Here is a 24,014-nt window from a genome sequence, read left to right as displayed (position 1 = left end):
AGCGCCGCCCTGTCAAACCTCTTCCGCGACGACGGCCACCTCCGGTCGATGGCGGGAGGAAAGGGCAAGGGCAGCCGGACCGCCGCCAAGGCGGTCCGGTTTCCCGGTAGTCGATCAGACGTGCAGGCAGCCACGAGGATCGGATGCTCGGCGAGAACGACGACCACCAGGTCTACAACCAGGCCGCCGCCCAGCAGTCGGTGACCTTCGCCCAGCAGAACCACGTCGGCCTGCCGGCCTTCCGGGACGCCACCCGCGACGCCAACGTCTGCACCGGCGGTTCGCCGGCCACGTGCACCAACATCCCGTAGCAGCCGTACGAGTTCGCCAGGATCTTCGGCCGGTACGCGGGCTGAGCACCCATGCGGCGCCCCCGGGCTCCGCATAATTGGCATCTCATCGTCCCGGACCGTTGACTACAGTCCGTCCCACCTGAACCACACCGAGGGGGCGGACATGACGGTCCGGGACGACCACCATCAGCTCGACACGATCGAGGCGACCATTCCGACCAGCGACGCCGCCTGCGCGGCGGGCCTCACCCCCGAGGAGCTCGCCGCGTTCAGCCACACCCTCGGCCGGCTGCGCGCCCTGCCGTTCCACGACCGCACCCGCCGGCACGCCGAGCAGCAGCTCAGCGCCTTCGTCCGCGCCAGCCGCAAGCACCGCCGGCAGGAGGCCAAGGACGCCGTCCGGCGGAGCGACGCCGAACTGCTCGCCGCCACCGCGACCGGGGCCCGGCAGCGCCGCGAGGACGCCCCGCTCGCCCCCGTCGCCGCCGGCGCGGTCGGCGACCTGCTGGCACCGCGCCGGTGCTACGTCTGCAAGCACAAGTACCGGCAGGTCGACGGCTTCTACCACATGCTCTGCCCGGACTGCGCGGCCGACAACACCGCCCGCCGCCACCTCGGCACCGACCTGCGCGGACGCCGGGCGCTGCTCACCGGCGGCCGGGTGAAGATCGGCTTCCAGCTCGCCCTGATGCTGCTGCGCGACGGCGCCGAGCTGACCGTCACCAGCCGCTTCCCGCACGACACCGTCCGCCGCTTCCGGGCCGCCGAGGGCAGCGCGCAGTGGTGGGAGCGGCTCACCGTGGTCGGCATCGACCTGCGCGACCCGCGCCAGGTCCTCGGCCTCACCGAGCGGTTGCGCGCCGAGGGCCGGCCGCTCGACATCCTGGTCAACAACGCCGCGCAGACGCTGCGCCGCCCGCCGGAGTCGTACGCGCTGCTGACCGCCGGCGAGCAGGGGGCGCTGCCCGCCGCCGACCGCCGGGCGATCACCCACGCGCCCGGGTTCCGGCCGTCGGCCGGCCCGGCCCAACTCGCCCGGGGCGCCGGATCCCTGCTCGACCTCGCCGACGAGGCGGGCCTGCTGCCCGACCTGGCCCCCGCCAACTCGTGGTCCGCCACGCTCGGTTCGCTCGACCCGGCCGAGGTGCTGGAGGTCCAGCTGGTCAACGCCCTCGCCCCGGCGCTGCTCTGCGACCGGCTGCTGCCGCTGCTGCTCGCCTCCCCGCACCCGGCCCGCTACATCGTCAACGTCACCGCCGTCGAGGGGCGGTTCGCCGTCCGCAACAAGACCGCGCGCCACCCGCACACCAACATGGCCAAGGCCGCGCTCAACATGCTCACCCGCACCAGCGCCGAGGACCTCGCCGCCCACGGCGTACACATGTGCGCCGTCGACACCGGGTGGATCACCGACGAGAACCCGGCGCCCAAGAAGGCCCGGATCGCCGACCAGGGCTTCCGCACCCCGCTCGACATCGTCGACGGCGCGGCCCGGCTCTACGACCCGATCGTGCGCGGCGAGGCCGGGCACCCGGTGTCGGGGGTGTTCCTGAAGGACTACCTGGTCGCCGAGTGGTGACCAGGGCGCTGACGACGTGACAACGTGACGACCTGACGATATGAGGACCTGACGATGTACGGTCCGGCCCGGGAGCCGTCCCGGGCCGGGCCGGCACGGCGTGTTCAGCGGCCGGTGGCGAGGTTCGTCCCGCCGTTGACATCGAGCACGACGCCGGTGACGAAGGTGTTGGCGGCGAGCATGTGGATCGCCCGGGCGACGTCCTCCGGCCGGCCGACCCGGCCGGCCGGGGTGGTGGCGGCGAGCCCGTCGAACAGCGCGGTGCGCTGCTCGGCCGGGACGCGGTCCCACCACGGCGTGTCGATGACGCCCGGCGAGACGGCGTTGATCCGCAGCGGCGCGAGCTCGACGGCCAGCGGCGGGACCATCGCGTCCAGCGCGCCGTTGATGGCGGCCAGTCCGGCCGTGCCGGGGAAGGCGGCGCGGGCGGAGCCGGCGGTGATCAGGGTGACCGAGCCGTCCTCGCGCAGGTGCGGAAGCGCCGCCTGCAGGACGCGCACCTGGGGCCAGAACTTGGCGTCGAAGCCGCGGGCCAGCTCGGCGAGGTCGAGTCCGGCGAACGGGCCGCCGCCGGCCGAGCCGCTGACCGAGACGACCAGGTGGTCGACGGTCCCGGCCTGGGCGAAGAAGGCGGCGAGCGCGGCCGGGTCGGCGGCGTCCAGCTGCTGCCCGGTGGTCTTGCCGCCGATCCGGGCGACGGCGGCGTCCAGCCGGTCGCGGTCGCGGCCGGTGACCACGACCTCGGCGCCGTCCGCCGCGAAGGCGGCGGCGGCGGCCTCGCCGATGCCGGAGCTGCCGCCCATGACGACGACGCGCTGTCCGGCGAAGAGGGGTGACGCAGTGCTCATGACGGTGGGTCCTTCCGGCGGGGCGAGAACTTGTCGAGACCGTTCGTTCCGGCAATGATGTTTGTCGAGACTGCTAGTCTTGTCAAGTGAGGACGGAACGAAAGGGACCCCGATGAGCGAGACCGCCGAGAGCGCCGACAGCACCGGGACCGCGGGCGACGACCCCGAGCCCCAGCCGCCCGCGCGCCCGCACACCGGGCGGCGCCGCAACGAGGCCGCCCACCGCGCGATCCTGGACGCCGCCCTGAGCCTGCTCGCCGCCGCGGACGGCACCCCCGTCACCATCGACGCCATCGCCCGCACCGCCGGCGTCGGCAAGCAGACCGTCTACCGCTGGTGGCCGTCCAAGGGCGCCGTCCTGCTCGACGCCCTCACCGACCGCGCCGACCAGGACGTGACCGGCCCCGACACCGGCGACCTCCGCGCCGACCTGCGCACCTTCGTCGCCACCACCTTCGACGCCGCCCAGCGGGACACCACCGCCTCCGCCCTGCGCGCCGTCGCCCGCGAGGCCGCCCGCGACCCCCACCTCGCCGACCTCATGCGCAGCTTCACCGCCGCCCGCCGCGACGCCCTGCGCGCACTCCTCGCCCGCGGCCGCGAACGCGGCGAACTCGGCCCCGACACCGACCTCGACCTGATCGCGGACCAGGTCTACGGCGTCTTCTGGTACCGCTTCCTGCTCGGCCACGCCCCCCTGGAGGCCGCCACCGCCGACCGCCTCGCCGCCACCCTGCTGGCCGGCAACGCCTGACGGCCGGTCGGCCGGCCGGCGGGTGCGACCGGCCGCGCCGAGCCCCGCGCGCCGCCGGGCGGGGACGCGCTCACGCGGCGAGGGCGAGCGGGCGGGTACGGCGGCGGTGGTAGGCGACGGCGAGGGCGAGGGTGATCGGCCCCCAGAGCAGGGCCGGGGTGATGCAGATCCGGGCCAGGACCATCCACCACACGCTGCCGTACCGCTCGACGTCGAACATGTTCACCCCCTGGATGAACCACATCAGGTCGAACAGGGTGACGATCACCAGCCCGCCCAGCACCGCCGGGACGGTCGCCACCAGCGGCGGCACGCGCCGGCCCCGCAGGAACGGCACCCAGCGCGGGAACACCTCGCCCCAGCCGCTGACCAGCCCGAGGGTCAGCAGCGTCACCGACTCGGTGACCAGGCTCAGGCCGAACACGTAGAAGGGCGCCCACCAGACCCAGGCCTGCCCGCCCCGGTCGTCGATCAGGCCCATCTGGAAGTCGAACGCGAACGGCAGCCGCCACAGGCAGTGCGGCAGCACGATGAAGGGGAGCGCCTTCGCCAGGCGCAACGCCCAGACGGGAACGGGCCGTTCGGTGTCACCCACCGGGATGTTCTTCAGCATGGGTCCACCCTCGCCGAGCCACCCGGCCCACCGCCTCACCCGCGCGAGGGGGCCCGCTCCCCCGCCCGGGCCACCCCGGCGCCCGGCCGACGGACCACCGCATCCCCCGCCGGGGTGACGGTCAGGCGCGGGCCGGCGCGTCCAGGCGGCGACAGCGACAGGTGAGGTCGCAACCGGCCACCGGGCCGGGCCAGTTCAGCTTCTCGGCCGCCTCGGCGCGCCGGGCGAACACCTTCTCCCGCCGGTCCTCGACCTGCCGCAGGACGTCCTTGCGGTCGCGCCGGCCGAGCCGGTCCACGTACAGCCGTCCGTCCAGGTGGTCGGTCTCGTGCTGGAGGCAGCGGGCGAAGTAGCCGGTGCCCTCGACCGTGACCGGGGTGCCGTGCTGGTCGAAGCCGCGCACCACCACCCGCGCCGGGCGGGCGAGTTCGGCGTTCGCGCCGGGCACGGAGAGGCAGCCCTCGACCTCCTCGATCAGCCGCCGCCCGGGGGCCTGCGGCTCGATCACCGGGTTGAGTAGGTGGCCGGCGTGGCGCACGCCGTCGTCGTCGGGGCAGTCGTAGACGAACAGCCGAAGGTCGACGTCCACCTGGTTGGCGGCGAGCCCGGCGCCGTCCGCGACGTACATGGTGGCGAACATCCCGTCGATCAGCCGGGCCAACTCCGGGCTGCCGAAGTCCCCTTCGTCGGCCGGGCGGCAGGGGCCGTGCAGGATCGGCTCACCGATCTCGGTGACGCGGAGCACGGACGGGCGGTCGGTCATCGACGCTCTCCTCGCGAGGGTTCACAGCATGACGACTTGTCATCGACTTTGCAAAGTAGCAGACTTTGCAAAGTGACCGAAGACCTCATCTCCGAGGCCGCCGAAGCGGCCGAACCCGCCGCGGCCTCCACGGCCTCCGCAGCCTCCGGCGCGCTCCCCGAACACGCCGTCCGCACCGCACTCCTGGCCCTGCTCGCCGAACGCGGCACCGTCACCTCCACCGAGGCCGCCGCCGCCCTCGGCCACAGCTCCGGCCTCTGCTCCTTCCACCTGCGCCAACTCGCCCGGCACGGACGGATCGAGGAGGCCCCGCCGGTCGACGGCCGGGCCCGCCCCTGGCGCCTCCCCCAGCGCCCGGCCGAACCCCGCGAGCCCGCCGGCGCGTTCGACGAGCTGGCGCGCGGCCTGGAGGACGAGAGCTACCAGCGCTGGCTCGCCCACCGCGCCGAAGCCCCCGCCGACTGGCGGCACGACGAGGCGTTCAGCGCCGTCGTCCACCTGACACCCGCCGAACTGGCCGCCGTGGGCGACGCCGTCCGCCAGCTGCTCGCCCGCTACCGCGACCGCGAGGCCGACCCGGCCGCCCGCCCCGCCGACGCCCGCCCGGTCGCCGCCGTCACCCGCCTCTTCCCGCTGCTCCCGGACGCCCGCTGAGGCACCGCGCGTCGACCGGACGGCCGCCGGGCGCCGCCCCGCTCACACCGAGCGCGACCGCACCCGCGCCCGCGCCGCCACCGCCCGCAGGACCGGCCCGGCCACCAGCCCGAGGACGGCACCCAGCACGACCCCCTGCACGCCGTCCCACGCGTCCTGCACGTCGCACGGCCGCCCGATCGCGGGCACCGCGTACCGCACCGCCGCGACGGCGAACGGCAGCGCGGCCGCGCCCAGCAGCGTCACCGCGGCCCGCCGCCGGCTGCCCGCCAGCACGGCGGCCACGCCCAGCGACGCGTAGGCCGCCAGCTTGAACCCGAGGTGCGGCACGGTCAGCAGCTCGTGCGGACGGCGCGGCCGCGCACCCGCCACCGCGCAGTGCCGCACCGCGCTCTCCGACCACCGGAACGCGTCCGGCAGCAGGGTGGCGGTGAGCACGCCGCCGAGCCCGAGCAGCAGCAGGAAGCCGACCGCCCAGTGCGCCCGCAGCAGCCGCCCCACCGGCCGGTTCAGCAGAGCCGCCGGCACCAGCGAGAGCAACAGCCCGGGCCAGAACATCGGCATCCCGCCGAGTACTCCACTGATCACGCCTCAACGGACGCCCCGAACACCCGGTCGGTTCTCCCCGCGCGCCACCGGCACCGACGAGCACCGACCAGCACCTGCCCCGCCGGGCGCCGCGCTACCGCACGACCAGGTACCGCTGCTCGCTCGACGCGCTCACGCAGCCGCCCTTCGAGCAGTCCGCCCCCGTCCCCTGCGCGTACACGACCCAGAGGTACACGCCCGGGCCGGGCGGCGTGAAGGTGTACGAGCGCTCGTGCTGCCACGCCAGCCGCTCCCAGTCCCGGCCGCCCGGCGCCAGGATGCTCACGCTGGACGACGCCCCGGCGGTGGCCCAGCTCAGCTCCACCGGCTGCCCGGCCCGCACCTCCTTGCGGTCGTCCGGCGCCACCGGGAGCGGGGCGTCCGGCGCGCCCCTGACCGGGTTGGTGTACTCGGAGACGCCCGGCGCCGCCACGTTCAGGTAGCGGACGGCGCTCCAGCCGCTGGAGACCGCGCCGCCGGTGGCGGTGTTCGCGCTGACCACCGCCCACTCGTACACGCCCGTGTCGACGGGCCGGAAGGTGCAGTCGGCGGAGGTCAGCCAGCCGGAGGCCTTCCAGTGGGTGTCGCCGAGCTTGGTGGTGAAGACCTTGGTCACCGTGCCGGTCCTGGTCCAGCTGAGCACCAGCGGGCTGCCCACCGTCACGTTGAACCTGTCGGCCGGGGTGGCGAGCGCGGGCGGGTGCGGGGTGTCGGAGGAGACGGACGGGGGCGGGGCCTGGGTGGTGCTCACGTCGCCGCTGCCGCCGGACGCCCCGCCGGTGACGCAGTCCGGCGGGTGGCCGTCGTCCTTGCCGACGACGAAGCCGCTGTCCAGCCCGGACGAGTCCCGGTCGTTCAGCAGGTACGCCGGCACCAGCACCACCGCCGCGACCAGCGCGAGCAGGCTCGGCAGCAGCACCCACAGGTGACGCGACCACCGCCGGGCCCCGTCCTCGACGAGCGGGCGCGCCACCGTGGGCGTGGTCGGAACGGGCGTCGACGGCACCGGCGCCGGCAACAGCGGCGGGGGCTCCGCCGCCGGGGCCGCCGACAGCGGCTCCTCCGGCACCGGCGGCCCGGTCCGCAGCGCCTCCGGCAGCCACGAGCCGGTCGGCCCCTCGTACGCGGGCACCCCGAGCCGGGCGACCACCTGCGCGGGGGTGGGCCGGTCCTGCGGGCGGCGGGCCAGGCAGGCGGCGACCACCGGCCGCAGCGCCTCGGGCACCCCGGCGAGGTTCGGTTCGGTGTGCAGGATCCGGTAGAGCAGCACCTGCGGGTTGCCGCCGTCGCCACCGCCGCCGTACGGGTCGGCCCCGGCGGCGTGGCAGAGCACCCGCCCGAGGCTGAACAGGTCGCAGGCGGGCCCGACCGGCTCGCCGGCGATCTGTTCGGGGGCCATGTAGCCGGGGGTGCCGATGACGGTCTGGGTGCGGGTGATCGAGACGCCGTCGAGGGCGTGGGCGATGCCGAAGTCGATGACCCGCGGCCCGTCGTCGCCGAGCAGGACGTTGGACGGCTTGAGGTCGCGGTGGACCAGCCCCGCCGCGTGGATCGCCTCCAGCGCCTCGGCGAGCCCGGCGCCGAGCACCCGCAGCACCGGCTCGGGCAGCGGGCCGTGGGTGGCCACCGCCCGCTCCAGGGACGGGCCCGGGATGTACGCGGTGACCAGCCAGGGCGGGTCGCCGTCCGGATCGGCGTCGACCACCTGGGCGGTGTGGAAGCCGCCGACCCGCCGGACGGCCTCCAGCTCCCGGGTGAAGCGCCGGCGGAACAGCGGGTCGGTGGCGAGGTCCCAGTGCACGCACTTGACCGCCACCAGCCGCCCGCCGGGCGAGCGCCCGAGGAACACCACGCCCATCCCGCCGCTGCCGAGCCGGGCCAGCAGCCGGTAGCGGCCGCCGATCGTCGTCGGATCGGTGGGCCTCAACGGATCCACTCCACCCCCCGGTGCGCCCGTTCCGTCGTCGATTCCGATGCCACGTCAGTCGACGTGGCGGGCAAGCCGAATCATTACAGCAGCGGGAGCGACGGAACGGGCCGGGAAGCCGAAAAGAGCGCCCCGGGCCGTGGGCCCGCCGGGCCGGGGCGCCGGGCCTCAGTGCGGGATGCCGGAGATCAGCTCCTGCGCGCCCTGCCGCTTGAGCGCCAGGGCCACCGAGGTGCCGAGGTCCTCCGGGCTGAGCACCCCGGCCCACTCGTGGGCGTCCAGCACCCGCTTGCCGTCCGGGGTGAACACCCGGCCGCGCAGCGAGAGCCGGCCGTCCGCCTCGGCCTTGGCGTAGCCGGCGATCGGGCTGTTGCAGTGGCCCTGCAGCACGTGCAGGAACATCCGCTCGGCCGCGGCCTCGCGCCAGGTGTCGTGGTGGCCGAGGCCGGTGACGGCCTCGATGGTGGCGGTGTCGCCCTCGCGGCACTGCAGGACGAGGATGCCGGCGCCGATCGGCGGGCACATCGCCTCGACGTCGAGGACCTGGGTGATCCGGCCCTGCTCGCCGATCCGCTCCAGGCCGGAGACGGCGAGCAGCAGGGCGTCCACGTCGCCCGCCGCCAGCTTGGCGAGCCGGCTGTTGGCGTTGCCGCGGATCGGCACGCACTCCAGCTGCGGGTGGGTGGCGGCGAGTTGGGCGATCCGGCGGACGGACGAGGTGCCGATCCGGGTGCCGGCCGGCAGCTCGTCCAGCGTCAGCCCGCCGGGGTGGACGAGGGCGTCGCGGATGTCGTCGCGGCGCAGGTAGCCGGCGAAGACGGTGCCGGCCGGGAGCGGGCGGTCGGCGGGCACGTCCTTGAGGCAGTGCACGGCGACGTCGGCCTCGCCGGCGAGCAGCGCCGCGTCGACCTCCTTGGTGAACGCGCCCTTGCCGCCGAGCTTGGCGAGGTCCCCCGTCCACCGGTCGCCCGAGGTGGTCACCGGGACCACCTCGGTGCGCAGGGCCGGGTGCAGCGCGGCGAGTTCGGCTCGGACCCGGTCGACCTGGGCGAGCGCCATGGGCGAGGAGCGGGAGACGATGCGAATCAGCTCAGCGGTGGTCATGGCGAGATGATAGGCCGCGGAACGCGCCGGACTGACGCAGGCTCATACCCAGTTGAACGCGCCGGACGGCCGGGTGGTCTCCCACCCGGCCGTCCGTCCCCGCGCGAGGCCCCGACGACCGGCCCGCGCTCACTCGTTGTGCAGCACCTCGGCGATCGTCAGCCGGGACGCCGAGCGGGCCGGGACGAGCGCGCCGAGCACGGCGATCGCGACGCCCGCGCAGGCGAGCCCGGCGAGCAGCGGCGCACCCCAGACGTCGAGCATCGACTCCGGGAAGTCCATGATCCGGACGTTCCTGCACATGACCCGGTGCGCCAGGATCCCGAGCGGGATGCCGATGATCCCGCTGAGCGCGCCCAGCCAGGCGACCGAGGTGACGGTCATCGCGACGACCTGTCGGGGCGTCATCCCGATCGACTTCAGCATGCCGAGGTCGCGGCGGCGTTCGCGGATGTTGAGCAGCACGGTGTTGAAGACGCCGAGTGCGGCGACCACCGACAGCAGGACGGTGAAGACGGTGCTGAAGGTGATGACCGCGGTGACCGGCGCGGTCATGGTCACCGTGGCCACGTCGAGGGCGAGGCTCGGGTCGGCGTCGTTGACGGCCTTGGTGTAGGCGGCCGCGTCGGCGCCCGCCGCGAGCCGGACGTAGTACTCGACGACGTGCCGGTCCTGGGTGAACAGGGCCCTGGTGGCGTCGCTGGTGGTGATCGCCCGGATGTTGCCCTGGAGTTCCTCGCCGACGATGGTGACGGTCTGCTGCCGGCCGTCCAGGTCGACGGTGATCCGGTCGCCGAGCTTGAGTCCGCGCTGGTCGAGGAAGGCCGGCCCGACCTGGACCTCGCCGGGGCCGGTGGCGGCGCGGCCGTCCACGACGCGGAGCTTCCTGGCCGCCTCGTCGCCGCCGAGGAAGTTCACGTAGATGGGCTGGTTGGAGCCGATGAGGGTAGCCTCGGAGAGCCCCCGGGTGGTGATCCGCTCCGCGCCGGGGGTGGTCCGCAGCAGGGCCTCGGTCTGCTCCGGGGTCAGCTTCGACACGAGCCCCTTGTCCACGAAGTGGGCGGTCTGGACGTGGACGTAGGTGCCGCCGCCGTCGTGGTCGACCGGGCCGACGGCCCGGAGGAGGGTGCTGGTCAGCCCGGTGGTGACGGTCACGGTGACCACGCCGAGGACGATCGCCGACATGGTGAGCGCGCTGCGGGCCGGGCGGGCGAACGGCTGGCCGAGGCCGAGGCTGACCGCGCGCGGCAGCCGGGTGCCGCTGAGCCAGCGCTGGACCTTCAGCCCGCGCCCGGTGCGCGGCGCGCTCCCGGCGGAGATCGCCTCGGTGGCGGAGAGCCGGTGGGCGCGGGAGGCCGGGACGAACGCGGCGAAGGCGACCAGCAGCGGCACGGCGAGCAGGGTGGCGGCGGGCAGCCAGCCGGCCGGCTCGATCACGGCGGTGCCGGTCAGGATGCCGGTGAAGGCCATCTTCAGGATCGGGCCGGCGAGCGCCCAACCGCCCGCCGTACCGAGGACGGTGCCGATCACGGCGGGCACCGAGATCATCGTCAGGTAGACCACGACGACCTGGCGCGGCGTGAAGCCGATCGACTTGAGCACGCCGATGTGCCGGTAGCCGGAGACCACCGCGCCGCTGACCACGTTGCCGACGATCAGCACGGCGACGATCAGGCCGAGCACGCCGAACACGGTCATGATCGGCAGGAAGGCGTCGGCGCCGGAGGAGAAGGCCTGCTTGAGCTTCAGGTAGGACTGACCGCTGGTGAGCGCGTCCTTGGGCAGGCCCTCGGTGGCGGCGTCGAGGGCGGCGGTGAGCCGCTGCTCGCTGTCGGCGTCGGTGAAGCGGTAGAGCATCTGCAGGCCGCTGGGGTGCAGGGCCTGGGCCTCGTCGGGGGTGACCCAGCCGCCGGCGGACTCGCTCATGGTGCTGGCGAAGCCGACGACGGTGAGCCCGGGCAGGCCGGGGAGCGGCTTGCCGAGGGCGTTGTCCGGGTAGCCGTTGAACGGCTGGTTGACGACCACCTCGCCGGGCGCGGTGGCCCAGCGTCCGGCGAGCAGTTCGGGCCGGTCCACCGGGGCGCCGGCCGGGTCGGGGCGGCCGACCAGGGTGAGCGGGCCGGGCGGGCGGCCCAGCCAGTCGACCGGCATCCGGACGACGGTCTGCGGGAACGGCCCGTCCGCCGCCTCGACGCCCGGCCGGTGGGCGGTGGCGGCCAGTTGCTCCGCCGAGGCCTTGGCCGGGTCGAAGGCGGCGACCACGTGGGCTCCGCGCTGGGCGTCGAAGGCCGCGTCGAAGGGCGCCCGGGCGGCGCTGATCACCGCCAGGGCGAGCAGCACGGTGGTGGTGGAGCAGAACACCACCAGCCCGATCACGAAGGTCTGCAGCCGGCGCCGCTTCACCGCGGCCCGGGAGGCCCGCCACACCGCACTGTTCATGACTGCGGCTCCAGCACCCGCTCGCGCGCGACCTTGCCGTCCGCCATCTCGACCAGCCGGCTGGCGCACCGGGTGGCCAGGTTGGGGTCGTGGGTGACGATCAGCAGGGTCTGCCCGATCTGGTTGAGGTCGATGAGCAGGTCCATCACCTGCTCGCCGGAGCGGCTGTCCAGCGCGCCGGTGGGTTCGTCGGCGAGCAGCAGGGCCGGCCGGTTCATCAACGCCCGTGCCACCGCGACGCGTTGGCGTTCGCCGCCGCTGAGCGCGGCCGGGTAGACGTCCTTGCGGTGGGCGACGCCGAGTTCGTCGAGCAGTTCGAGCGCGCGGCGGCGGGCCTGGCGGGCGCTGGTGCCGGTGAGCTGCGCGGCGAGGGCGACGTTGTCGAGGGCCGGCAGGTCGTCGATCAGGTTGAAGAACTGGAAGATCATGCCGACGTTGCGGCGCCGGAACAGGGCCAGCCCGGTCTCGTTCAGGCCGCCGAGGTCCTGCCCCTGGACGCGGACGCCGCCGCTGGTGGGGCGGTCCAGCCCGGCCACCATGTTCAGCAGGGTGGACTTGCCGCAGCCGGAGGGGCCCATCACGGCGACCGCCTCGCCCGCGTGGATCCGCAGGTCGACGCCGTCGAGTGCCTTGGCGTCGCCGAACTCCTTGTGCACACCGGTCAGCTCGACGACGGCCTGCGCGCCGTCCGGCCGGGTGGTCCCGTCGTGGTCGTTGCTCATGGTCGACGACGGTAGGCGCGGTGGCCCCGGCGGGGCGTCCCACCCCGGGTGTAACCCCGGGCGGCCGTAGTACCCGGGATGTATCCGGGCGGCACCCACGGATGATGTGGATCATGCCGTGACCTGCGAAGCTGTCGCCGTGTGGGGAACGGACGTGGACTGGGCCGCCTTGACGGCGGCGGTGGTGGCGGGGGCGGCGAGCGCGGTCGCGCTCTGGCTGGCGGTGACGCTGGTGCGCACCCGGCGGCGCCACCGGGCGGCGGTCGGCGAGCGCGGCTGGCTGCTGGAACGCGAGCGGGAGAGCGCGGCCAGTGCCGCGGTGGACGCCGAACGGGCGCGCATCGCGGCCGAGTTGCACGACATCGTCAGCCACAACGTGAGCCTGATGGTGGTCCAGGCGGGGGCCGCGCGCGAGGTGCTGGCGACGATGCCGCAGGAGGCGGCGGCGGCGATGGCCGCGGTCGAGGCGGCCGGGCGGGACGCGATGACGGAGCTGCGGCACCTGCTGGGCCTGCTCGCCCCGGCCGCGGACGGCTCCGAGGAGTCGGACGGGGACGGCTTCGCGCCGCAGCCCTCGCTGAGCCGGCTGAGCCCGCTGATCGACCGCTTCGCCTTCGCCGGGCTGCCGGTGGAGGTGCGGATCTCCGGCGAGCCGCGGCCGCTGCCGGGCGGCATCGACGTGACGGCCTACCGGATCGTGCAGGAGGCGCTGACCAACGCGCTCAAGCACGGCGACGGCGTCACGGCCGAGGTGACGGTGCGCTACGCCGACCACTACCTGCGGGTCGAGGTGCTGAACAGCGGCCCGAGCGTGCTCTCCGGCGGGCCGGCCCGCCCCGGTGTCGAGCGGCCGAAGCCGGACGGCGCCGGGCGGGGCCTGCTCGGCCTGCGCGAACGCGTCGCCGTGTACGGCGGGGACCTGGACGCCCGGCGCCGGCTCGGCGGCGGCTACCGGGTCCGCGCCCGCATCCCGTTGGACCGGCCGTGACAGCAAGGGAAGGCAGCATGGAACAGACCGAGCAGGAACGCCGCCCGCGGGTGGTGATCGCCGACGACCAGGAGCTGGTCCGCACCGGTTTCCGGATGATCCTCACCGCGCGCGGCATCGACGTGGTCGCCGAGGCGGCGGACGGCGCCGAGGCGGTGTCCGCGGTGCTCGCGCACCGGCCGGACGTCGCCCTGCTGGACATCCGGATGCCCGTCATGGACGGCCTGGAGGCGGCCCGCCGCATCCTGGCCCGCGCCCCCGAGTGCCGGGTGATCATGCTGACCACCTTCGACCTCGACCAGTACGTCTACGCCGCGCTCGCCGCCGGGGCCAGCGGCTTCCTGCTGAAGGACGTCACCTCGGCGCACCTGGCCGCCGCCGTCCGCCTGGTCGACACCGGCGACGCGCTGCTCGCGCCCTCGATCACCCGGCGGCTGGTCGAGCGCTTCGCCGCGGGCGCCGCCGATCCGGCGGCGGGCGCCGGGAGTCCGCCGCTGCACCGGGACCTCGCCCCGCTCACCCCGCGCGAGGCCGAGGTGCTGGCGCTGCTCGGGCGCGGCCTGTCCAACGCGGAGCTGGCGGCCGAACTCACCCTCAGCGAGTCGACGGTGAAGACCCACGTGGCCCGGATCTTCGCCAAGCTCGACCTGCGCGACCGGGCGCAGGCCGTCGTCCTCGCGTACGAGACCGGGCTGGTCGCGCCGCGCGGTCCCGGCGGATCGCCGTCGCGTCAATCACATTGATAGCACGGTAAGTTCGCATGACCATCGGCCGGATCACTCCTTCTGGGTAACTCCCGGCGGAATTCCCTTTTCCGCCGAGCGATACGGCACCATCGGCATGTCCGTGCCCGAACCGGAGAAACCTTCCCGGCGGCATCCCCGGCACGACGAGATGACCATTGGACCGGCCCGTGACCACCACCGCCCCCGTGTGGGACTGCCCCTTCCACCACACCGACGGCCTGGAGTTCGACCCCCTCCTCAAGCGGCTGCTCACCGAGGCCCCGATCGCCCGCGTCCGGCTGCCGCACGGCGAGGGCGAGGCCTGGCTGGCCACCCGCTACGAGGACGTCAAACTGGTCACCACCGACCGCCGGTTCAGCCGGGCCGCCGGCATCGGGCGCGACCTGCCCCGGATGACGCCCGCCACGATCGCCCAGGCCGAGGCGATCAACCTGATGGACCCGCCCGAGCACAACCGGCTGCGCCGGCTGGTCGCCCAGGGCTTCACCAACCGGCAGGTCGACCGGCTGCGGCCGACGACGCAGGAGATCGTCGACGGCTACCTCGACGAGATGGCCGAGCACGGCTCCCCCGCCGACCTCGCCCACTTCCTCTCCGCCCGGCTCCCGCTCACCACCATCTGCGAGCTGCTGGAGATCCCCATCGAGGACCGCGCCCGGCTGCGCACCTGGGCCGTCGCCATGATGCGGATGGGCCCGGGCAGCCGGGAGGGCCAGGAGGAGGCCAAGGCCGGCCTGCGCGCCTACTTCGGCAGGCTCACCGCCGAACGCCGGGCACACCCCGGCGAGGACCTGGTCAGCGCGCTCGCCACCGCCCGCGACGGCGAGGACCTGCTGGACGCGGACGAGCTGGCCGTCATGGCGATGGTCCTGCTGGTCACCGGCCACGACACCAGCACCTACCAGCTGAGCAACATCACCTACACCCTGCTCACCCACCCCGAGCAGCTCGCGAAGCTCCGCGCCCGGCCCGAGACGCTGCCGCGCGCGCTGGAGGAGCTGCTGCGCTTCATCCCGTTCCGCCAGGGCCCCGGCATCGCCCGGGTCGCCACCGAGGACGTCGAGCTGGGCGGGGTGCTGATCCGGGCCGGCGAGGCCGTGCACGTCTCGTACCTGACCGCCAACCGGGACCCGGCGGTGTACGAGCGCCCCGACGAGCTGGACCTCGACCGCGACTGCGGGCCCGTCAACATGGCCTTCGGTCACGGCCAGCACCGCTGCCTCGGCTCGCACCTGGCCCTGATGGAGCTGCAGGTCGCCATCGGCACCCTGCTGCGGCGCTTCCCCGGGCTGCGCCTCGCCGTCGACCCGGCCGAGCTCGACTGGGACTCCGGCTCGATCTGGCGCTTCCCGCGCACGCTGCCGGTCGCCTGGTGACCCGCCTCCCCCACGCCGTCCATCCGTAGACCCCGCCCGCCCGGGCACACCGCCGGCCACCGGCCGGCCCGGCCGGGCGGGCCCCCTGGGGAGATCCGCATCCATGGCCACACTGTGCCGACCCGCCATCGCCGTGCCCGAGCACGTCATCACCCTCGACCAGACCCTCGACCTGGCCCGCACCCTGCACGCCGGCCACCCCCAACTCCCGCTCGCGCTGCGCCTGATCGAGAACACCGGGGTCCGCACCCGGCACCTCGTCCAGCCGATCGAGCGGACCCTCACCCACCCGGGCTTCACCGCCCGCAACGAGGTGTACGAGCGGGAGGCCAAGCTACGCGTCCCCGAGGTGGTCGAACGCGCCCTCGGGAACGCCGAGTTGACCGCCCGGGAGATCGACCTGATCGTCTACGTGTCGTGCACCGGCTTCATGATGCCCTCGATGACCGCCTGGCTGATCAACACCATGGGCTTCCGCTCCGACACCCGCCAGGTGCCGATCGCCCAGCTGGGCTGCGCGGCCGGCGGCGCCGCCGTCAACCGGGCGCACGACTTCTGCCGCGCCTACCCGGGCGCCAACGTCCTCATCGTCGCCTGCGAGTTCTGCTCGCTCTGCTACCAGCCGACCGACCTGGAGGTCGGCTCGCTGCTCTCCAACGGCCTGTTCGGGGACGCCATCGCCGCCGCGGTGATGCGCGGCCACGGCGGGCACGGCGTGCACGTCGAGCGCAACGGCTCGCACCTGGTGCCGGACACCGAGGGCTGGATCTCGTACGGCGTGCGGGACACCGGCTTCCACTTCCAGCTCGACAAACGGGTCCCCGGCACGATGGCGATGCTCGCCCCCGCGCTGCGCGGCCTGGCCGACGAACACGGCTGGGACGTCTCCGGGCTGGGCTTCTACATCGTGCACGCCGGCGGCCCGCGGATCCTGGACGACCTGTGCCGCTTCCTCGCCCTGGAGCCAGTCGCCTTCCGGCACAGCCGGGCCACCCTCACCGAGCGCGGCAACATCGCCAGCGCCGTCGTCTTCGACGCGCTCGCCCGGCTGTTCGCGGAGGACGACCTGCCGGACGGCGCCCCCGGACTGATCGCCGGCTTCGGACCGGGCATCACCGCCGAGATCTCGCTGGGCAGTTGGACCACGGCGCCGAGCGATCCGGCCCGCCGCCGGCCGCGTGCCATCTCCGCCTCAGAGGTGACTCTCGTCCATCCGGCCGCCCCCCGCCGTTTCCCGGCCGGCACTACGATCACCGAATGACCGACACCACACACCGGACGGACTCCGACACCGACGCCGACACCGCATCCGACAGCTCCGCCAGAGCGGCCGAACTCGCCGTGCTGTTCCCCGCGTTGCACGCGCCGCAGTACTGGGCCTGGGGGCGCTACGACGCCCAGTTCTCGACCGCGCTGCCGCCGGACGAGCTGGTGACCAACATCCACCTGGTCGGCTTCCAGGGCGACGCCGTGGTGCTCTGCCGGGACGACCGCGACCACTGGTTCCTGCCCGGCGGTACCCGGGAGCGGGACGAGAGCATCGCCTCCTGTCTGACCCGCGAGCTGCGCGAGGAGGCCGGCGCCCGGCTGCTCGGCGAGCCGGGCTGGCTGGGCGCGCACCGCTGCCGCACGGACGACCCGGTGCCGTACCGGCCGTGGCAGCCGCACCCGGAGAAGGCCTGGCTGTGGGGCTGGGCGGAGGTCGCGGTGGACTCGGCGCCGACCAACCCGGCGGACGGCGAGCAGGTGGTGGAGGTCCGCGCGGTGCCGGCGGCGGAGGCACAGCGGCTGCTGCTGACCGGGCACGAGGAGTGGTGGGCCGAGCTGATCGGGCTGGCCGTGGAGCTGCGGCGGCGGTCCGGCCGCCGCGGGTAGCAGCCGGTGTCCCGGCCGGGCCCCGGAGCCATCCGGACGGCCGATCACCGCGGGGCGGTGCCCGTTTCGGGGTGATATCTCTCAGCCATGGGCACCTATCACCTCGCCGCGGACTACCCGCTGCTGAACGTCTTCTGGACGATGCTGGAGCTGTTCCTCTGGATCCTCTGGATCTTCCTGCTGTTCAAGATCATCACGGATGTCTTCCGCAGCCACGACCTGAGCGGCTGGGGCAAGGCCGGCTGGCTGGTCCTGGTGATCTTCCTGCCCCTGATCGGGGTGCTGGCGTACCTGATCGCCCGTGGTGACTCGATGCACGAGCGGGACCTCTCCCAGGCCCAGCAGACCGAGGCGGCCGTCAAGGCCTACATCAGGGAGGCGGCGACGCCGGACGGCACCGGCCCCCGCAGTCACGTCGACGACCTCGCGGCGCTGGCGGACCTCAAGAGCAAGGACCTCATCTCCGACGAGGAGTACCGGCGGGCCAAGGACAAGCTGCTCGCCTGACCGTCGCGGGCGAGGGAGCGGCCGGGGCCGGCGGGAGCGTGTCGCACCCACCGGCCCCGGCCGCTTCCGGCGTCGCGGCTCAGCGCCGCCCGGAGCGGCGGTCGTTCGCGCCGCCACCGCCGGCCAGGCCGGCCCGGCGCAGCGCGTCCGCCATGGCGCTGTTGGCGAGCGAGCCGCCGCCGGCGGAACCGCCCCGGTCACCCCGGTCACCCCGGTCACCGCGCTCGCCCCGGTCGCGCCGGTCCTGGCCCCCGCCCTGGCCGCCGCGGCCGCCCTGGCGCGGCGGGCGGGCCTGCCGGTCGCCGCCGCGCTCGCCCCGGTCGCCGCCGCGCTCGCGGCCGACCTCGTCGTCCAGCCGCAGGGTGAGCCCGATCCGCTTGCGCGGCACGTCCACCGACAGCACCCGGACCTTGACGATGTCGCCGGGCTTGACCACCTCGCGCGGGTCCTTGACGAAGGTCCGCGACAGCGCCGAGACGTGCACCAGCCCGTCCTGGTGGACGCCCACGTCGACGAAGGCGCCGAACGCCGCGACGTTGGTGACCACGCCCTCCAGCACCATGCCGACCTCCAGGTCGCCGATCTTGTCGACGCCCTCCTTGAAGGTCGCGGTGCGGAAGGCCGGGCGCGGGTCGCGGCCCGGCTTGTCCAGCTCGCCGAGGATGTCCGTGACGGTCGGGACGCCGAAGGTGTCGTCGGCGAAGTCGGCCGGGCGCAGCGCGCGCAGCCGCTCGCTGTTGCCGATCAGCTCGCGCAGCTCCCCGCCGGTGGAGGCGAGGATGCGGCGCACCACCGGGTAGGCCTCGGGGTGCACGCTGGAGGCGTCCAGCGGGTCGTCGCCGCCGGGGATACGCAGGAAGCCGGCGCACTGCTCGAAGGCCTTGGGGCCGAGCCGCGCGACGTCCTTGAGCTGGCGGCGGGTGCGGAACGGGCCGTTGGCGTCGCGGTGGGCGACGATGTTGTCGGCGAGCGTGCCGGTGATGCCGGAGACCCGGGTGAGCAGCGGCGACGAGGCGGTGTTGACGTCCACGCCGACCGCGTTGACGCAGTCCTCGACCACGGCGTCCAGCGAGCGGGAGAGCTTCACCTCGCTGAGGTCGTGCTGGTACTGGCCGACACCGATCGACTTGGGGTCGATCTTGACCAGTTCGGCCAGCGGGTCCTGCAGCCGGCGGGCGATCGAGACCGCGCCGCGGATCGACACGTCCAGCTCGGGCAGCTCCTGCGAGGCGAACGCGGAGGCCGAGTACACCGAGGCGCCGGCCTCGCTGACCATCGCCTTGGTGAGTTTCAGCTCGGGGTGGCGCTTGATCAGGTCCTCGGCGAGCTTGTCGGTCTCCCGGGAGGCGGTGCCGTTGCCGATCGCGACCAGGTCGACGTCGTGCTTCTTCGCCAGCGCGGCCAGGCTGGCCAGGGCGGCGTCCCACTTGTTGGCCGGCTGGTGCGGGTAGATCGTGTCGTACGCGACGACCTTGCCGGTGGCGTCCACCACGGCGACCTTCACGCCGGTGCGGAAGCCCGGGTCCAGGCCCATGGTGGCGCGGGTGCCGGCCGGGGCGGCGAGCAGCAGGTCGCGCAGGTTGGCGGCGAACACCCGCACCGCCTCGTCCTCGGCCTCGGCGCGCAGCCGGGAGCGCAGGTCGATGCCGAGCCGGACCAGGATGCGGGTGCGCCAGGCCCAACGCACCGTGTCGCCGAGCCACTTGTCGGCCGGGCGGCCGCGGTCGGCGATGCCGAACCGGGCCGCGATGCGCTGCTCGTAGTCGCTGCCGCCGGGCAGGTCGCCCTCGGACTCGCCGTCGTAGGGGGAGAGTTCGAGGTCCAGCACCTCCTCCTTCTCGCCGCGCAGCATCGCCAGGATGCGGTGCGAGGGGAGCTTGGTGTAGGGCTCGGCGAAGTCGAAGTAGTCGGCGAACTTGGCGCCGTCGCCCTCCTTGCCGTCGCGGACCTTCGCGACGATCCGACCGCGGGTCCACATCCGCTCGCGCAGCGAACCGACCAGGTCGGCGTCCTCGCCGAAGCGCTCGACCAGGATCGCCCGGGCGCCCTCCAGAGCGGCGGGGCCGTCCGCCACCGACTCGTCGAGGCTGCCGTTCGCGACGAGGGCGGCGGCGAGCGCGGCCGGGTCCTGCGTCGGGTCGGCGAGCAGGCTGTCGGCCAGCGGCTCCAGCCCGGCCTCGCGGGCGATCTGCGCCTTGGTCCGCCGCTTGGGCTTGAACGGCAGGTAGATGTCCTCCAGCCGGGCCTTGGAGTCGGCGGCGAGCACCTGCGCGCGCACCGCGTCGTCCAGCTTGCCCTGGGCCTCGATGGACTCCAGCACCGCCGCCCGGCGGTCCTCCAGCTCGCGCAGGTAGCGCAGCCGCTCTTCCAGGGTGCGCAGCTGGGCGTCGTCCAGCGAGCCGGTCGCCTCCTTGCGGTAGCGGGCCACGAAGGGAACGGTCGCGCCGCCGTCGAGCAGGTCGACGGCCGCCTTCACCTGCCCCTCGCGGACGGCCAGTTCCTCCGCGATCTTCCGCTCGATCGCCTGCTGGGCCTGCCGGGCCGCCTGTTCGACTGGCGTGGTCACGAAGCCGGTCACCTTCTCCTGAAGTGCTTTCGCCGTACGCCCTGCATTCTGGCAGGTGCCGGTGACGGCTCCCGGCCGCGCCCGGAGCGGCCGGGCGTGGCGCACGCCGCTTCCGGCGCCAATCAGGGCCGGGCGGAGCACAGTTGGGGGCCCGGGCCCGTGGTGCCGGTTCCGGTCGGATCGGGCAGGGCGGGGCCGCGCAGGGCAGGGCAGGGCTCCGCAGGGCACGCCCCGGGGTCACGGGATCGTGAGCGACGCGCCGGGGCGGCCGTCCGCGGTGAGGTCGATCACCTTCGTCCGGTCGCCGTAGAGCAGTCTGATCCGGTCCGGCGTGCCCCCGCCGCCTGTCGACCTATCACCATCTCTTCACCTTATGTGGCTGGGCAGTTCCGCATTCCGGCTGAACGCCGGCGACCGGCGCTGTACGCTGCCGGGCATGTGCGCTGCCGCCCGGATGCACCCCGACGAACCGGTCATCGACGCGGCCCTGGTGCGGCGGTTGATCTCCGCCCAGTTCCCGCAGTGGGTCGGCCTCCCGGTCACCCCGGTGGGCTCCATGGACGCGGACAACGCGATGTTCCGGCTCGGGCCCGAACTCGCCGTCCGGCTGCCCCGGGTGGAGTGGGCCGCCGGGGACGTCCGCCGGGAGCACCAGTGGCTGCCCCGGCTGGCTCCGCACCTGCCGCTGCCCGTACCCGTCCCGCTCGCCCTCGGCCGGCCCGCCGCCGGCTACCCGTGGGAGTGGTCGGTGCTGCACTGGATCGACGGGATCACCCCGGCCGCCGCCGCCCCCGCCGCGCCCGAGGCGCTGGCTCGCGACCTGGCCGGCTTCGTCAACGCGCTGCGCGCCGTCGACCCCGCCGGCGCCCCGACCGGGCAGCGCAGCGTCCCGCTCGCCTCCCGCGACGGCGCCACCCGCGCGGCCATCGCCCAACTGGCCGGCGCCATCGACACGGCGGCCGCGACGGCCCTGTGGGACAAGGCACTTCGGCTCCCCGAGCACGCCGGCCCGCCGGTCTGGATGCACGGCGACCTCACCCCGGGCAACCTGCTGGTGTCCTCCACCGGCCGGCTGGCCGCCGTGCTCGACTTCGCGCAGATGGGCGTCGGCGACCCGACCGCCGACCTGATCGTCGCCTGGAACCTGCTGCCCGCCGCCGCCCGGCCGGCCTTCCGCGCCGCGCTCGCCGCCGACGACGCCGCCTGGGCGCGCGGGCGCGCCTGGGCCTTCTCCATCGCGGCGGTGAGCGTCCCCTACTACCGGCACACCGACCAGGCCCGCACCTCCGCCGCCCGCCGGGTGCTGCGCGAAGTCCTCGCCGACCGCAGCGTGTAGCCGGTCACCGGCCCCTGGGGCCGGGGCCGCCGACCCCGTGTGACCAGGTCAGAAACCTGCCCTGGTCAAGGGCCGCTGCTAGCCTGGGCACATGAGCGAGCGAGTCATCAGCAGGTGCGCGTTTCGCGAAGCGACGGCCGAGCGCAGCGAGGTGGGCCCATGAGCGAGCGGAGCGAGCGAGTCATCGACAGGTGCGTGTTTCGCGAAGCGACCGCCGAGCGCAGCGAGGTGGGCGCATGAGTGGACTGCGGGAACGGAAGAAGGAGCGGACGCGGCGGGCGATCTCCGAGGCCGCGATCGCGCTCTTCCTGGAGCACGGCTTCGACCAGGTGTCGGTGGCCGACGTCGCGGCTGCGGCCGAGGTGTCGAAGCCGACCCTGTTCAGCTACTTCCCGACCAAGGAGGACCTGGTCGTCCACCGCTTCGCCGACCACCAGGAGCAGGCGGCGGACGTGGTCCGGCACCGCCCCGCCGGCGAGTCCGTGCTCGACGCCCTGCACCGGGACTTCCTCGACGGGCTCGCCCGGCACGACCCGATCACCGGGCTCAACGACCACCCCGCCGTCCTCGCCTTCGGCGACCTGGCCCGCAGCACCCCGAGCCTGACCGCCCGCGGCGCCGAGTACCTCGCCCGCGCCGAACGCTCGCTCGCCGAGGCGCTGCTCGAAGCCCCCGACCTCGCCCCGCCGCGCGCCCTCACCGGGCCACTGCTCGCCGCCCAGCTCACCGCCACCCAGCGGGTCCTCGCCGAGCACAACTGGCGCCGCATCCGGGACGACGGTCAGACCGCCGACGAGCTCCACTTCGAGGCGGTCACCAACGCCACCCGCGCCTTCGAGCTGCTCGCCCGCGGCTACGCCGCCGACGCCTCCGCGGCGCCCTGGGCCTCCTGAACCCCCTGGGCCGCCGGGCAGTCCCGCAGCAGCTCGTCGAAGGCCGCCTGGTCCGCGTCGTACGGGAAGATCCGCAGCGCCTTCCGCTCCCCCGCCGGGGCGATCACGTAGTACTCGGCGAGGTACGAGAGGTCGTCCCAGTCCTCCCAGCGGTGGGCGCGCAGCAGCACCCGGCCGCAGCGGGTGCAGCCGATCCACGGCACCAGCACCAGCTCGGCGAGCTCGGGCTCGCTCCAGCCCGTGAGCACCTCGGCCTCCTCGCCGTCCCCGTCGCCGTCGAGCAGCTGCACCGGTTCGGGGCCGCCGTCGCCCAGGCAGCGCACGAGGCCGGGCGTGAGGGCGTCGCGCACGCCCCAGCCGTCCAGGAGCACCGAGATCTGCGCGCGGTCCGCCGCACTGATCGGCACCTGGCGGGCGAGCAGGCCTTCGACCAGCACGGCGAGCCCGCCCTCCTGCTCGCCGATCTGCCAGGCGTCCTTGACCTCCCGCGCGGCGGGCTCCGGCAGGAGGTCGGCGATGCGGTCCCAGCGGGCGGTGTCCACGTCCTTCACGTCCATGGGTCGGACTCTAACCTCCCGCACGGACATTCCCCCTGAACCGGGTCAAGAGTTTTCACCGGTCAAGAATCTGCCCGGATCAGGAAACCGCCCCGGCGCTCGTTACAGTTCGCCCATGACCACTCGTCACCACACCTTCGAGAAGCTGCACAACTTCCGCGACCTGGGCGGGTATTCGGCCGCCGAGGGCCGGTCCGTCCGCTGGGGCCTGCTCTACCGCACCGACTCGCTCGGCAAGCTCGCCGGCTCCCCCGCCGACCTCGACCGGCTACACGCGCTCGGCGTCCGCACCGTGATCGACCTCCGCTACCCCTGGGAGATCGCCGCCAAGGGCCGGATACCGGACTTCGACGGCCTCGACTACCACAACCTCTCCATCGAGCACCGCCCCTACGACCAGGCCGAGATCTCCCCGGACGTCGACCCCTGGCGCTTCCTCGCCGACCGCTTCGCCGAGGTCGCCGAGGACGGCGTCAAGGAGATCCGCCAGGCCCTCGACGTGATCACCTTCGCCGAGGGACCGGTGGCCTTCCACTGCGCGGCCGGCAAGGACCGCACCGGCCTGATCGCCGCCCTGCTGCTCACCCTGCTCGGCGTCTCCGAGGACGACATCGCCGCCGACTTCGCCCTGACCGAGCGCGCCACCGAGCGCTTCGTCGCCGACTGGCACGCCGCCCACCCGGGGCTCACCCTCACCTGGCCCGGCTACGGCCGCGCCCCCGAGACGGTCATCCGCCTCACCCTCGCCGACCTCGCCGCCCGCCATGGCTCCGTCGAGGCCTACCTCACCGGCCCCCTCGGCATCACCCGCCCCCAGATCACCGCCCTCCGCACCCGCCTCCTGACGGACTGAGGCGCCCGCTCGGCGCGGGAAGTCGGCCGGCCC

23 protein-coding genes are annotated in these 24,014 nt (G+C 74.4%); 13 read left to right on the top strand and 10 right to left on the bottom strand.

The features are described 5' to 3' along the window. The first annotated feature begins 143 nt into the window (after positions 1-143). Positions 144-311: a hypothetical protein gene (locus ACPC54_RS02580; RefSeq protein WP_498960355.1), complete on the top strand. Its 168-nt coding sequence runs from the start codon at positions 144-146 to the stop codon at positions 309-311. A 145-nt stretch (positions 312-456) separates the two neighbouring features. Then, entirely contained in the window at positions 457-1,872 is a 1,416-nt protein-coding gene (locus ACPC54_RS02575; protein ID WP_498960353.1) for an SDR family NAD(P)-dependent oxidoreductase, read from the top strand. Between the two features lie 104 nt (positions 1,873-1,976). On the opposite strand, the gene ACPC54_RS02570 is transcribed toward ACPC54_RS02575, so the two are convergent. Beyond that, entirely contained in the window at positions 1,977-2,720 is a 744-nt protein-coding gene (locus ACPC54_RS02570; protein ID WP_498960351.1) for an SDR family oxidoreductase, read from the bottom strand. 112 nt (positions 2,721-2,832) lie between these two features. Between ACPC54_RS02570 and ACPC54_RS02565 the strand changes: the two genes are divergently transcribed. Then, a complete protein-coding gene (locus tag ACPC54_RS02565) occupies positions 2,833-3,474 on the top strand; it encodes a TetR/AcrR family transcriptional regulator (protein WP_498960349.1) in 642 nt (213 codons plus the stop codon). 70 nt (positions 3,475-3,544) lie between these two features. Here ACPC54_RS02565 and ACPC54_RS02560 read toward each other — a convergent pair whose 3' ends face one another. Both ACPC54_RS02560 and def read right to left on the bottom strand, forming a co-directional pair. Then, positions 3,545-4,087: a hypothetical protein gene (locus ACPC54_RS02560; protein WP_498960347.1), complete on the bottom strand. Its 543-nt coding sequence runs from the start codon at positions 4,085-4,087 to the stop codon at positions 3,545-3,547. Positions 4,088-4,208: 121 nt separating this feature from the next. After that, complete coding sequence (gene def, locus ACPC54_RS02555; protein ID WP_498960345.1) at positions 4,209-4,850, bottom strand: peptide deformylase; 642 nt, start codon at positions 4,848-4,850, stop codon at positions 4,209-4,211. A gap of 72 nt (positions 4,851-4,922) precedes the next feature. Between def and ACPC54_RS02550 the strand changes: the two genes are divergently transcribed. Continuing rightward, a complete protein-coding gene (locus ACPC54_RS02550) occupies positions 4,923-5,504 on the top strand; it encodes an ArsR family transcriptional regulator (RefSeq protein WP_498960343.1) in 582 nt (193 codons plus the stop codon). Positions 5,505-5,546: 42 nt separating this feature from the next. On the opposite strand, the gene ACPC54_RS02545 is transcribed toward ACPC54_RS02550, so the two are convergent. The 5 genes from ACPC54_RS02545 to ACPC54_RS02525 form a co-directional block, all read right to left on the bottom strand. Next, positions 5,547-6,092, bottom strand: coding sequence for a hypothetical protein (locus ACPC54_RS02545; RefSeq protein WP_498960341.1), 546 nt, complete (start codon positions 6,090-6,092; stop codon positions 5,547-5,549). Positions 6,093-6,186: 94 nt separating this feature from the next. Then, on the bottom strand, positions 6,187-8,019 hold the full coding sequence (locus tag ACPC54_RS02540; protein ID WP_498960339.1) for a serine/threonine-protein kinase: 1,833 nt from the start codon (positions 8,017-8,019) through the stop codon (positions 6,187-6,189). Between the two features lie 168 nt (positions 8,020-8,187). Continuing rightward, complete coding sequence (gene hemC, locus ACPC54_RS02535; RefSeq protein WP_498960337.1) at positions 8,188-9,123, bottom strand: hydroxymethylbilane synthase; 936 nt, start codon at positions 9,121-9,123, stop codon at positions 8,188-8,190. A gap of 129 nt (positions 9,124-9,252) precedes the next feature. After that, positions 9,253-11,562 carry an ABC transporter permease gene (locus tag ACPC54_RS02530; RefSeq protein WP_498960335.1) on the bottom strand — a complete coding sequence of 770 codons (2,310 nt, stop codon included), beginning with the start codon at positions 11,560-11,562 and terminating at the stop codon, positions 9,253-9,255. Further along, entirely contained in the window at positions 11,559-12,284 is a 726-nt protein-coding gene (locus tag ACPC54_RS02525; RefSeq protein WP_498960333.1) for an ABC transporter ATP-binding protein, read from the bottom strand. The genes ACPC54_RS02530 and ACPC54_RS02525 overlap by 4 nt, the downstream gene beginning before the upstream one ends. A 118-nt stretch (positions 12,285-12,402) precedes the next feature. Here ACPC54_RS02525 and ACPC54_RS02520 point away from each other — a divergent pair, with 118 nt between their 5' ends. The 6 genes from ACPC54_RS02520 (at position 12,403) to ACPC54_RS02495 (ending at position 17,776) form a co-directional block, all read left to right on the top strand. Next, complete coding sequence (locus ACPC54_RS02520; protein ID WP_498960331.1) at positions 12,403-13,272, top strand: sensor histidine kinase; 870 nt, start codon at positions 12,403-12,405, stop codon at positions 13,270-13,272. Positions 13,273-13,289: 17 nt separating this feature from the next. Further along, positions 13,290-14,015 (top strand): response regulator transcription factor, encoded by a 726-nt coding sequence (locus ACPC54_RS02515; RefSeq protein ID WP_498960329.1) that lies wholly within the window; start codon positions 13,290-13,292, stop codon positions 14,013-14,015. A gap of 170 nt (positions 14,016-14,185) precedes the next feature. After that, on the top strand, positions 14,186-15,394 hold the full coding sequence (locus tag ACPC54_RS02510; protein ID WP_498960327.1) for a cytochrome P450: 1,209 nt from the start codon (positions 14,186-14,188) through the stop codon (positions 15,392-15,394). A gap of 103 nt (positions 15,395-15,497) precedes the next feature. Beyond that, on the top strand, positions 15,498-16,655 hold the full coding sequence (locus ACPC54_RS02505) for a type III polyketide synthase (RefSeq protein ID WP_498960325.1): 1,158 nt from the start codon (positions 15,498-15,500) through the stop codon (positions 16,653-16,655). Beyond that, positions 16,652-17,269, top strand: a complete 618-nt coding sequence (locus tag ACPC54_RS02500; protein WP_498960323.1) for an NUDIX domain-containing protein — start codon at positions 16,652-16,654, stop codon at positions 17,267-17,269. Before ACPC54_RS02505 ends, ACPC54_RS02500 begins: the two co-directional genes overlap by 4 nt. Before the next feature lie 87 nt (positions 17,270-17,356). After that, positions 17,357-17,776: an SHOCT domain-containing protein gene (locus ACPC54_RS02495; RefSeq protein WP_498960321.1), complete on the top strand. Its 420-nt coding sequence runs from the start codon at positions 17,357-17,359 to the stop codon at positions 17,774-17,776. A 79-nt stretch (positions 17,777-17,855) separates the two neighbouring features. Here the strand turns inward: ACPC54_RS02495 and ACPC54_RS02490 are convergent, their stop codons facing one another. Next, on the bottom strand, positions 17,856-20,342 hold the full coding sequence (locus ACPC54_RS02490) for a Tex family protein (protein WP_498960319.1): 2,487 nt from the start codon (positions 20,340-20,342) through the stop codon (positions 17,856-17,858). A gap of 436 nt (positions 20,343-20,778) precedes the next feature. Here ACPC54_RS02490 and ACPC54_RS02485 point away from each other — a divergent pair, with 436 nt between their 5' ends. Both ACPC54_RS02485 and ACPC54_RS02480 read left to right on the top strand, forming a co-directional pair. Beyond that, on the top strand, positions 20,779-21,678 hold the full coding sequence (locus ACPC54_RS02485; RefSeq protein WP_498960317.1) for an aminoglycoside phosphotransferase family protein: 900 nt from the start codon (positions 20,779-20,781) through the stop codon (positions 21,676-21,678). A gap of 236 nt (positions 21,679-21,914) precedes the next feature. After that, a complete protein-coding gene (locus ACPC54_RS02480; RefSeq protein ID WP_498960315.1) occupies positions 21,915-22,571 on the top strand; it encodes a TetR family transcriptional regulator in 657 nt (218 codons plus the stop codon). Here ACPC54_RS02480 and ACPC54_RS02475 read toward each other — a convergent pair. Further along, positions 22,532-23,128: a hypothetical protein gene (locus ACPC54_RS02475; protein WP_498960313.1), complete on the bottom strand. Its 597-nt coding sequence runs from the start codon at positions 23,126-23,128 to the stop codon at positions 22,532-22,534. The genes ACPC54_RS02480 and ACPC54_RS02475 overlap by 40 nt on opposite strands. A 115-nt stretch (positions 23,129-23,243) precedes the next feature. Here ACPC54_RS02475 and ACPC54_RS02470 point away from each other — a divergent pair, with 115 nt between their 5' ends. Continuing rightward, on the top strand, positions 23,244-23,981 hold the full coding sequence (locus tag ACPC54_RS02470; protein ID WP_498960311.1) for a tyrosine-protein phosphatase: 738 nt from the start codon (positions 23,244-23,246) through the stop codon (positions 23,979-23,981). Positions 23,982-24,014 lie beyond the last annotated feature (33 nt).

Origin of the sequence: Kitasatospora sp. NPDC094028, assembly GCF_049543595.1 — a bacterium.
Lineage (GTDB): Bacteria > Actinomycetota > Actinomycetes > Streptomycetales > Streptomycetaceae > Kitasatospora.
This window is presented reverse-complemented; position numbering and strand designations above follow the sequence as displayed.

Bases quoted from the DNA above. Each gene is read 5' to 3' on its own strand.
- ACPC54_RS02525 (WP_498960333.1), bottom strand. From the start codon at position 12,284: ATGAGCAACGACCACGACGGGACCACCCGGCCGGACGGCGCGCAGGCC.
- def (WP_498960345.1), bottom strand. From the start codon at position 4,850: ATGACCGACCGCCCGTCCGTGCTCCGCGTCACCGAGATCGGTGAGCCG.
- ACPC54_RS02480 (WP_498960315.1), top strand. From the start codon at position 21,915: ATGAGTGGACTGCGGGAACGGAAGAAGGAGCGGACGCGGCGGGCGATC.
- ACPC54_RS02475 (WP_498960313.1), bottom strand. From the start codon at position 23,128: ATGGACGTGAAGGACGTGGACACCGCCCGCTGGGACCGCATCGCCGAC.
- ACPC54_RS02530 (WP_498960335.1), bottom strand. From the start codon at position 11,562: ATGAACAGTGCGGTGTGGCGGGCCTCCCGGGCCGCGGTGAAGCGGCGC.
- ACPC54_RS02495 (WP_498960321.1), top strand. From the start codon at position 17,357: ATGGGCACCTATCACCTCGCCGCGGACTACCCGCTGCTGAACGTCTTC.
- ACPC54_RS02580 (WP_498960355.1), top strand. From the start codon at position 144: ATGCTCGGCGAGAACGACGACCACCAGGTCTACAACCAGGCCGCCGCC.
- ACPC54_RS02560 (WP_498960347.1), bottom strand. From the start codon at position 4,087: ATGCTGAAGAACATCCCGGTGGGTGACACCGAACGGCCCGTTCCCGTC.
- ACPC54_RS02565 (WP_498960349.1), top strand. From the start codon at position 2,833: ATGAGCGAGACCGCCGAGAGCGCCGACAGCACCGGGACCGCGGGCGAC.
- ACPC54_RS02485 (WP_498960317.1), top strand. From the start codon at position 20,779: ATGTGCGCTGCCGCCCGGATGCACCCCGACGAACCGGTCATCGACGCG.
- ACPC54_RS02570 (WP_498960351.1), bottom strand. From the start codon at position 2,720: ATGAGCACTGCGTCACCCCTCTTCGCCGGACAGCGCGTCGTCGTCATG.
- ACPC54_RS02470 (WP_498960311.1), top strand. From the start codon at position 23,244: ATGACCACTCGTCACCACACCTTCGAGAAGCTGCACAACTTCCGCGAC.
- ACPC54_RS02500 (WP_498960323.1), top strand. From the start codon at position 16,652: ATGACCGACACCACACACCGGACGGACTCCGACACCGACGCCGACACC.
- ACPC54_RS02505 (WP_498960325.1), top strand. From the start codon at position 15,498: ATGGCCACACTGTGCCGACCCGCCATCGCCGTGCCCGAGCACGTCATC.
- hemC (WP_498960337.1), bottom strand. From the start codon at position 9,123: ATGACCACCGCTGAGCTGATTCGCATCGTCTCCCGCTCCTCGCCCATG.
- ACPC54_RS02515 (WP_498960329.1), top strand. From the start codon at position 13,290: ATGGAACAGACCGAGCAGGAACGCCGCCCGCGGGTGGTGATCGCCGAC.
- ACPC54_RS02575 (WP_498960353.1), top strand. From the start codon at position 457: ATGACGGTCCGGGACGACCACCATCAGCTCGACACGATCGAGGCGACC.